Annotated in this window: 5 protein-coding genes; 2 read left to right on the forward strand and 3 right to left on the reverse strand. The window is 70.7% G+C overall.

The window, feature by feature from the left end; all coding sequences use genetic code 11:
- Positions 1-522 precede the first annotated feature (522 nt).
- Positions 523-1584, forward strand: coding sequence for a glutamine synthetase GlnII (gene glnII / locus AC08OX_RS11205; RefSeq protein ID WP_476607756.1), 1062 nt, complete (start codon positions 523-525; stop codon positions 1582-1584).
- A 107-nt stretch (positions 1585-1691) separates the two neighbouring features.
- Here the strand turns inward: glnII and AC08OX_RS11210 are convergent, their stop codons facing one another.
- Together AC08OX_RS11210 and AC08OX_RS11215 are read right to left on the reverse strand one after the other, a co-directional pair.
- Complete coding sequence (locus AC08OX_RS11210; protein WP_476607757.1) at positions 1692-4895, reverse strand: bifunctional [glutamine synthetase] adenylyltransferase/[glutamine synthetase]-adenylyl-L-tyrosine phosphorylase; 3204 nt, start codon at positions 4893-4895, stop codon at positions 1692-1694.
- Positions 4892-6250, reverse strand: a complete 1359-nt coding sequence (locus AC08OX_RS11215; RefSeq protein WP_476607758.1) for a glutamine synthetase family protein — start codon at positions 6248-6250, stop codon at positions 4892-4894. Before AC08OX_RS11215 ends, AC08OX_RS11210 begins: the two co-directional genes overlap by 4 nt.
- A gap of 187 nt (positions 6251-6437) precedes the next feature.
- On the opposite strand from AC08OX_RS11215, the gene AC08OX_RS11220 reads away from it, so the two are divergent.
- Entirely contained in the window at positions 6438-8228 is a 1791-nt protein-coding gene (locus AC08OX_RS11220) for an NAD+ synthase (RefSeq protein ID WP_476607759.1), read from the forward strand.
- Between the two features lie 63 nt (positions 8229-8291).
- Here the strand turns inward: AC08OX_RS11220 and AC08OX_RS11225 are convergent, their stop codons facing one another.
- The gene (locus AC08OX_RS11225; RefSeq protein WP_476607760.1) at positions 8292-8759 is read right to left on the reverse strand and encodes a hypothetical protein; all 468 of its coding nucleotides are present in this window, start codon (positions 8757-8759) and stop codon (positions 8292-8294) included.
- Between the last annotated feature and the right edge of the window lie 150 nt (positions 8760-8909).

An 8909-nucleotide genomic window follows, 5' to 3' on the forward strand; every position in this document is an offset into this window, starting at 1 on the left:
CGGGGACGCGTGCGGAAACCAGGTCCCGCCGCCACCTCCGGGCGGAGACCGGCCGAAGGTCCGCCGCTATCCACCAAGCGCCGGCGAGCGCCGGAAAGATCGCGAACGGGAGATGCCCGGACTCTTTCCCGGGATACCAGGCGAAACCCCGAACCCGCATTGAAAATTAGTATACCGATTCCCCGAGGCCCTACTTCGACGACGTCGGAGGCGGGCCTCACGTATATGCGGAACGGCGCGGTCCAGAATACTGGCCATTTCCCTCCGACACCCGCCGGGACACCACGACACGAAAGCGGAGTCGGGGACCCCGAAAATCCCGGACGGCAGCCGGCCCCGATCGCCCAGAGCCAGCCTTTCGTGACATAGCAGAGACCAAAAATTAACAATCGAGGAACAGGAAGGTAACTGGGCACGGCAAGGCTCCGGTCGAACCCTCCCGTCATTCGCGGCCTGGGTCGGCTGGCCAGGCCGATCACGAAGTCGCTCCGTAACGTGCAGGATCAACCACGGGGAGTATGAGTGAGTTATCAGGCCGAGTACATCTGGATCGACGGCACCGAGCCCGAGCCGCTGATGCGCAGCAAGACCCGCATCATCAGGGACGGTAAGGAACCGGAGATCTGGGGCTTCGACGGCTCGAGCACCAACCAGGCGCCCGGATCGAACTCGGACTGCGTGCTGCGGCCCGTCTTCGTCACGCCCGACCCGCTGCGGGGTGGCGACAACCTCCTGGTGCTCTGCGAGGTCGAGCTGACCGACTTCACGCCGCACCCGACGAACACCCGGGCCGCCGCCCGGACCGTCGCCGAGAAGTACGCCGACATGACGCCGATGTTCGGCATCGAGCAGGAGTACACCTTCTTCAAGGACGGCCGTCCCTACGGCTGGCCGGAGGTCGGCTACCCCGCGCCGCAGGGACCGTACTACTGTGGCGTCGGCGGCTCGAAGATGCCCGGCCGCCAGATCGTCGAGAGGCACGCGCAGGCCTGCCTCGACGCCGGTCTCGCCATCGAGGGCACCAACGCCGAGGTCATGATGGGCCAGTGGGAGTTCCAGATCGGCGTGCTCCCCGCCCCGGCGATCGGCGACCAGATCTGGTTGGGCCGCTGGCTGCTCCACCGGATCGCCGAGGACTACGGCGTCGAGGTGTCGTTCGCCGCCAAGCCGATCCCGGGCGACTGGAACGGCGCCGGCGCGCACACCAACTTCTCCACCAGGCAGACGATGGAGGGCTGGGACGCCATCGTCGCCTGCTGCGAGGCGCTCGGCACCCGGGTGCTGGAGCACGTGACCCACTACGGTCACGGCATCCAGGACCGGCTGACCGGTAAGCACGAGACGGCTCCGTGGAACAAGTTCTCCTGGGGCGCCTCCGACCGCGGCGCGTCGATCCGCATTCCGTGGGCTGTCGAGAAGGCCAAGAAGGGCTGGCTGGAAGACCGTCGCCCGAACGCGAACATGGACCCGTACCTGGTCTCCGCGCTCATGATCGACACCTGCTGCAGCGCCTTGGCCGGCGACAAGCCGACGCTGTTCGTGCCGTCCCAGACCACCCCGGCCCCGGCCGAGGCGACCGTCTGACGAATGGTCACCATCCCGGAGTACAGGCGGCCGTGGCGGTGCTCCCGACGACACGACCGCCTGCCGCCCGGTCTTACGGTGGCGCGGTTCCAGCACCACCGGACGTACTAGCCGAAATCCGCGGTCCGCTCGCGCGCGAACACCTCCTCGACGACGGCGCGGGCCAGCGCCGCCGACCGGCGGTGCTCGGCGACGAGCTCGCCGGCCCGGTCGGCGGGATATCCCGCCGCGCTCGCCATCGCCTCCAGACCGGGCGGGCGGTCGGGGACGACGTCCGGACGCGGCCAGCCGGCCAGCGTGCTCGCGTTGCGGATGCGGGAGGCGGACATCCAGGCCGCGCGCAGGATCTCCGCCTCGCTCGCGTCGAGCAGACCGGCGACGACCGCGGCCCCCAGGCCTTCGAGCGTCGACGTCGTGCGCAGCGTGGGAATCTGCCGGCCGTGGCGCAACTGGAGGATCTGCACCGCCCATTCCACGTCGGTCAGCCCCCCGGGGCCGAACTTCAGGTGCAGCGTACGATCGACTCCCCGTGGGATCCGTTCCCGCTCCATCCGCCCGCGCAGGCGGATGATCTCTTCCAGGGCGCCCGCGGGAAGCGTGGTCGGGTAACGCACCGTGTCCGCCAGCCGGCAGAACCGGTAGGCGAGCCCGGGATCACCGGCCAGGGGCTCCGCCCGCAGCAGCGCCTGCGACTCCCACTCCTGCGACCACCGTTGGTAGTAGGCCGCGTACGCCTCCAGCGTGCGCGAGGCCGGGCCGCTGCGCCCCTCCGGACGCAGCGCCGTGTCCAGGCGCAGCGCCGGATCGGGTCCGGGAACGGCCAGCAGCCGGTGCAGCTCACCGACCACCTCGGCGACGGCCCTGCTCGCCCGGTCCGCCGACGCTCCTGGCCTGGCCTCGTGCACGAACAGCACGTCGGCGTCGCTGCCGTAGGACATCTCCGCGCCGCCGAGCCGGCCCATCGCGATCATCGAGATCCGCGCCGGCAACGACTCCGGGTCACCTCCGGCGACCCTGCGCTCGGCGACGAGCAGGGACGCGGCAATGGTGGCGGCCGCGGCGTCCGCCAGCGCCCGGCCCACGGCTGCGACGTCCTGCAGGCCGAGCAGGTCCGCGCAGGCGACCCGGACCAGTTCGACGCGGCGCACCGCCCGGGCCCGCCCGACGGCCTCCTCCCAGTCGGGGTTGCGGTGGGCGATCGCCACCATGGTCCGAACCAGTGCCTCCCGCGGCACCGGGACGAGATCGTCCTCGGTGCGCAGCAGCCGCACCGACTCCGGCACGCGGGCCATCAGGTCCGCCACGTACCGGCTGGTCGCGAGCACCCGGGCGAGCCGGTCCGCGGCGCCGGCGGAGTCCCGCAGCAGCCGCATATACCACGGGGTGCGCCCGAGTGCCTCGCTGACCCGCCGATAGGCCAGCAGCCCGGCGTCGGGATCGGGGGCGTCGGCGAAGGTGGGCAGCATCGTCGGCAACAGGTGGCGTTGGATCGCGGCCGTCCGGCTCACCCCGCTGGTCAGCGCCTCGATATGGCGCAACGACCGGTCCGGCGCGGCGAAGCCGAGCGCGGCCAGCCGGTCGGCCGCCTCCTGGGGGGTGAGGCGGATCTCCTCCGTCGACAGGCGGGCGACCGCCTCCAGCAACGGCTGGTAGAAGAGCTTCTCGTGCAGCGATCGGACGGATCGGACCACCCGAGCGTGGGCCTCCTCGAACGCCTCCGCCGTGCGCAACCCCATCGACCGGGCCAGCCAGCGCAGCTCGGTGGAGTCCCGGGGCAGCGTGTGCACCCGGCGCAGCCGTTGCAGCTGAAGGCGGTGCTCGGCGTTACGGAGAAAACGATAGGCGTCGGCGAGCCCGGCCGCGTCGCGCCGACCGACGTAGCCGCCGCGGGCCAGACCGTCGATGGCGCCCAGGGTGGAGGCGACCCGCAGCTTGGCATCCACCCGGCCGTGGACGAGTTGCAGCAGCTGGACGGCGAACTCGACGTCGCGCAGGCCGCCCGGGCCCAGCTTGAGATTGCGCTCCGCCTCCGCGCGGGACAGCGTCGACTCCACCCTGCGCCGCATCGCCCGCACGTCGGCCACGAAGCCGGGACGGGAGGCCGCCGTCCACACCATGGGCGCGACCATCGCGCAGAACTCGGCGCCCAACGCCAGGTCTCCCGCGATCGGGCGGGCCTTGAGTAACGCCTGGAACTCCCAGGTCCGGGCCCAGCGACGGTAGTAGGCGTGGTGGCTGGCGAGCGTGCGGACCAGGGCACCGTCCCGGCCCTCCGGGCGAAGCCCCACATCGACCTGGAACAGCGCACCGGCAGCGGTGACGGTGCCGGCGGCCCGGACCAGCCCCTCCGCCAGCCGCGTCGCCGCCGTCAGTACCGCCGACCCGGCCGGTGCCGCCCCGCTCTTCCCCCCGTTCGCCGTACCGTTTGCCGCATCGCGGGGTGCCGTCGGCTCGGCGACGAACACGACATCGACGTCGCTGACGTAGTTCAGTTCCCGTCCGCCGCACTTGCCCATGCCGATCACGGCGAGCCGGACCGGGGGCAGCCGCGGGTCGAGCCCGGCACGGGCGACCGCCAGCGCCGCGTCCAGCGCGAATCCCGCCAGATCGGCGAGTTCGGCCGTGGCCTCGTCGAGCGGCACCGCGCCGGTCAGGTCCCGCGCCGCGAGGACCAGCAGCGCCCTGCGGTGCGCGATCCGCAGGGCGTCGAGGATCTGGGGACCGTCGCCCGCAGCCCGGGGCGCCGGATCGTCCTGATCCGCGCCGACCGCGCGCAGCAGACCTGCCCGCACGCTCGCCGCATCCGGCGGGGCGGTGACCACCTCGTCGGCTTCCAGGATGCGCCAGTCCGCCGGATGGCGGGCAAGATGATCGCCAAGCGCGATGCTCGCGCCGAGCACGGCGGCGAGCCGTTCCCGCAGCCCCTCGTGGCGGGCCAGCGCGCCGACGAGGGCCGCGCCCCCGGCCGGGCCGAGGGCGTCCACGAGCCGGTCCAGCGCGGCGAGAGCCCGGTCCGGATCGGCCGCGGCCGCCAGCGAGCCGGCCACGACGTTGGCCTCGAGCCGTTCCTCGCGCACGATTCCCACGGTGGCGGGACCGGGCAGGACATCCCTGCCGGCGGTGGGCGACTGGACGGCCGGAGTGAGCAGGCCGAGGCGGCGCATCGTCGTCTCGACCCGGTCGACGTCGGTGAAGCCGAGCCGCGCGAGCTGCGCGGCGACCGAACTCCCCCGCGGATGGGCCGGGACCGGTCCCGGCCCGACCGGTCCCGGCCCAACCGTGGGGAGCCGGGTGCCGGTCCGCCCGGTCATAGCACCGGCAGGTACCGGTCGATCTCGAACGGGGTCACCTGCCGACGGTATTCCAGCCACTCGGCCCGCTTGTTCCGCAGGAAGAAGTCGAACAACTCGTCGCCGAGGGTCTCCCGCACAAGCGCGGAATGCTCCATCACCTTGACCGCCTCGGCGAGCGAGCCGGGCAGGGCGGTGATCCCGCGCTCACGGCGCTGCGTGTCGGTGAGCGTCCAGACGTCGTCCGCCGAAGCCGGTGGCAGCTCATAACCGCCCTGGACACCCCGCAGGCCGGCTGCCAGCACCAGGGCGAAGGTGAGATACGGGTTGCACGCGCTGTCCGGCAGCCGGAACTCCACCCGGGTGGCGTTGGATTTGTGGAGCTTGTAGAGCGGAACCCGCACGAGCGCCGAACGGTTGTTGTGGCCCCAGCACACATAGGCCGGCGCCTCCAGCACCTCGCCGGCCTGCTGGTCACCGATGAGCCGCTTGTAGGAGTTCACCCACTGGTTGGTCACCGCGGTGATTTCGGCGGCGTGCGCGAGGAGCCCGGCGATGAAGGCCTTCGCCACCTTGGACAGCTGATAGTCGTCGGTCGGGTCGTGAAAGGCGTTACGGTCGCCCTCGAAAAGGCTCAGATGGGTGTGCATCCCCGACCCGGCCTGGTTACCGAACGGCTTGGGCATGAAGGTGGCGTAAATACCCTGCCGCAACGCCACCTCCCTGACCACCTGGCGGAAGGTCATGATGTTGTCGGCGATGGTGAGGGCGTCGGCGTAGCGGAGATCGATCTCCTGCTGGCCGGGGGCCACCTCGTGATGGCTGAACTCCACCGAGATACCCAGCCGTTCGAGCATGCTGATGGCCTGTTGCCGGAAATCATGGCTGATGTCATTGGGGGTCAGGTCGAAGTAGCCTGATTCGTCCACCGGCGGGGGCACCGGGCCACCGCGCTTCGGCGGCTCCCTGAGCAGGAAGAACTCGATCTCCGGATGGGTGTAAAACGTGAACCCCGCGTCGGCAGCCCTGGCCAGCGCGCTCCGCAGCACCCAGCGCGAGTCGGCGGCGGCGGGCGTGCCGTCCGGCATCACGAGGTCGCAGAACATCCGGGCCGTAAGCGGATGTTCACCGCGCCAGGGAAGCACCTGGAAGGTGGAGGGGTCGGGCCGGGCCAGCATGTCGGCCTCGTGCACCCGCGCAAAGCCCTCAATGGCGGATCCGTCGAAACCGATACCCTCCGCCAGCGCCCCCTCCAGCTCCGCGGGGGCGATCTCCACCGACTTCAGGTACCCGAGTACGTCGGTGAACCAGAGTCGAACGAAGCGGATGTCCCGCTCCTCCAGAGTCCGGAGAACGAACTCCTGCTGTTTGTCCATAGTGCCTCCGCGCTGAGGATGTGGACTCGACGATACGGGCCACCCGATGTGCTTATCCCGACCCTAGCGACTACATCCGTTCATCGCCGTGATGTTGCCTGGTAGCAACCCGTCCGCCAACGGCGTGTTACCTACCCTCCCGACACGGGACCTAACGGCCCACGCCGCGACCGCCTACGCTGCAACCATGGCCCAGCTGCGGATCGCCCTCGCCCAGGTGGACACGACCGTCGGGGACCTCACCGGTAACGCCGACCTGGTCAGCACCTGGACGAAACGGGCCGTCGCCAACGGCGCTCATCTGATTGCCTTCGGTGAACTCACGTTGACCGGCTATCCGCCGGAGGACCTCGTCCTGCGCCGCTCCTTCGTCGCCGCGAGCCAGCGGGCGCTGGTAGCTCTGGCCCGCCGGCTGGCCGAGGAGGGGTGTGGCAAGATCGCCGTCGTCGTCGGCTACCTAGACGCGTCCGCGCAACCCGCGCCGAATGTGGGACGCCCGGCCGGTGAACCGCAGAACGCCGCCGCGGTGCTCTGGGGCGGCGAGGTTGTCGCGCGTTACGCCAAGCATCACCTGCCGAACTACGGCGTCTTCGACGAGTTCCGCTACTTCGTGCCCGGCATGGCCTTTCCGGTGCTGCGGCTGCACGGGATCGACGTGGGCCTGACGATCTGCGAGGACCTGTGGCAGCAGGGCGGGCCGATCACCGTGGCCCGCCGGTCCGGGGTCGGCCTCGTCCTGTGCATCAACGGCTCCCCCTACGAGCAGGGGAAGTCCTTCCAGCGCGACGCCCTGTGTGCCGAGCGCGCCCGGGAGGCCGCGGCCGCCCTGGCCTACGTCAACCTTGTCGGCGGGCAGGACGAGCTGGTCTTCGACGGGGACTCCCTCGTCGTCGACGCCGCGGGGGAACTCGTCGCGCGGGCGCCGGTCTTCAGCGAGGCGCTGCTGATCACCGACCTGGACCTGCCCGCGGCCGGTTCCGGCCCGGCGCGGGCGGTGTCCGGGGCCGTCGACGCCGAGGACGGCACGACGATGACGGTGACGCGCACGGTACTGGCCGCCGAGCCGCTGGCACCGTTCACCCCCCTGCCTCCGGTCGTGGCCGACCGCCCCGAGCCCGCCGGGGAGCTGTACACCGCACTGGTCACCGCCACCCGCGACTACATCCGTAAGAACGGCTTCTCCTCGGTGGCGCTCGGGCTGTCCGGCGGTATCGACTCCGCGCTCGTCGCGACCATCGCGGTCGACGCGATCGGCGCCGACGCCGTCCACACCGTCGCCCTGCCCTCGGGCTACTCGTCGGGGCATTCGGTGACCGACGCCGCCGAACTCGCCCACCGCCAGGGCACGCGGCACGCCGTGGTGCCCATCGAGCCGATCGCCGCCGCGTTCCGCGCCGCCGCAGCCGCCCTCGGCGGGTTGCACGGCCTCGCGGACGAGAACCTGCAGGCCCGGGTGCGCGGAACGCTGCTCATGGCGTTGTCGAACCAGCATGGGCACCTGATCCTCACCACCGGCAACAAAAGCGAGCTGGCAACGGGGTTCTCCACCCTCTACGGGGACAGCGCCGGCGGCTACGCTCCCATCAAGGACGTCTCGAAGACCCGCGTCTGGGGGCTGGCGCGCTGGCGCAACGCCGCCGCGGAGAAGCGTGGCGAGGCGCCACCCATTCCCGATGAGATCATCGTCAAGGCGCCGTCCGCCGAGCTTGCCCCGGGCCAGCTCGACTCCGACCGGCTGCCCGACTACGGCATCCTCGATCCCGTCCTGGACGACTACGTCAGCCACGACCGGGGCCGGGCCGAGCTGATCGCGGCCGGGCACGATCCGGCCGTGGTGGACAAGGTGATCCGGCTCGTCGACCTCGCCGAGTACAAGCGCCGCCAGAACCCGCCCGGGCCGAAGATGACCTCCAAGGCGTTCGGCCGCGACCGCCGACTGCCGATCACCTCCCGCTGGCGCGAGAACCCGCCGGCCTGACCAGCCGCGCGGGCCGGGGCCAGCCGCGCGGCTCGAGTCGAGCCGCTACAGCCGGCACCCGTTTCATGCCTGGCCCTTACGCCCCATACCCAGTGCCTTTCGGTACAGCTCCGGGACGCGGTAGCGCTCGGTGTCATCGCGTGTACCAAGATCGATGCCGAGGAGGCCGGCCTCCAGCCCGAGGTTCTCGACGTCCGAGTCGACCTCCAGCTCTCGCGCCGGAAACGGCGTACGTCCGATTCCCCGGAGCGCATCGAACAAGGGAACGAGCTCGGCAAACTCGTCCTGCAGGGAGTCGATTTCCTGTTCACTGATGTCATCCAGCGACTCCACGAGCGCCCGGGGACGTATCAGGCTGCGCTCGTAGTAGGGCGGTGCCAGCGACAGTCGCCGCTCTCGGTCAGCGGCGAGGTGGAAAAGCCGGACAAGCGAGCGTGGCGAGTGGTTTCCATTGCTGTCCGAAAGTCGGCGCCATACCCAGTTGTACGTGAAAGCGGTCTTGCCACCGGAGATCCGCTCACCAACCAGCACGCGCCACGCATTGAGCCTTTCCGCGTAACAGCCCGTGACGTTTAGCGATCGCCGATGTGTTGTTCGTGTAGTGGCTGTTTAGGTGGTGCGGCGGTGCTCGGTGTGGATGAGCACGAGGGTCGCCTTGGCGATGAGGCCGATCTTCCAGGG

Source organism: Frankia sp. CoBUL1 (genome assembly GCF_978021245.1).

What these genes read in the sequence shown, in the direction of transcription:
- AC08OX_RS11220 (WP_476607759.1), top strand. Translation starts at nt 6,438, where the DNA reads ATGGCCCAGCTGCGGATCGCCCTCGCCCAGGTGGACACGACCGTCGGG.
- AC08OX_RS11210 (WP_476607757.1), bottom strand. Translation starts at nt 4,895, where the DNA reads ATGACCGGGCGGACCGGCACCCGGCTCCCCACGGTTGGGCCGGGACCG.
- AC08OX_RS11215 (WP_476607758.1), bottom strand. Translation starts at nt 6,250, where the DNA reads ATGGACAAACAGCAGGAGTTCGTTCTCCGGACTCTGGAGGAGCGGGAC.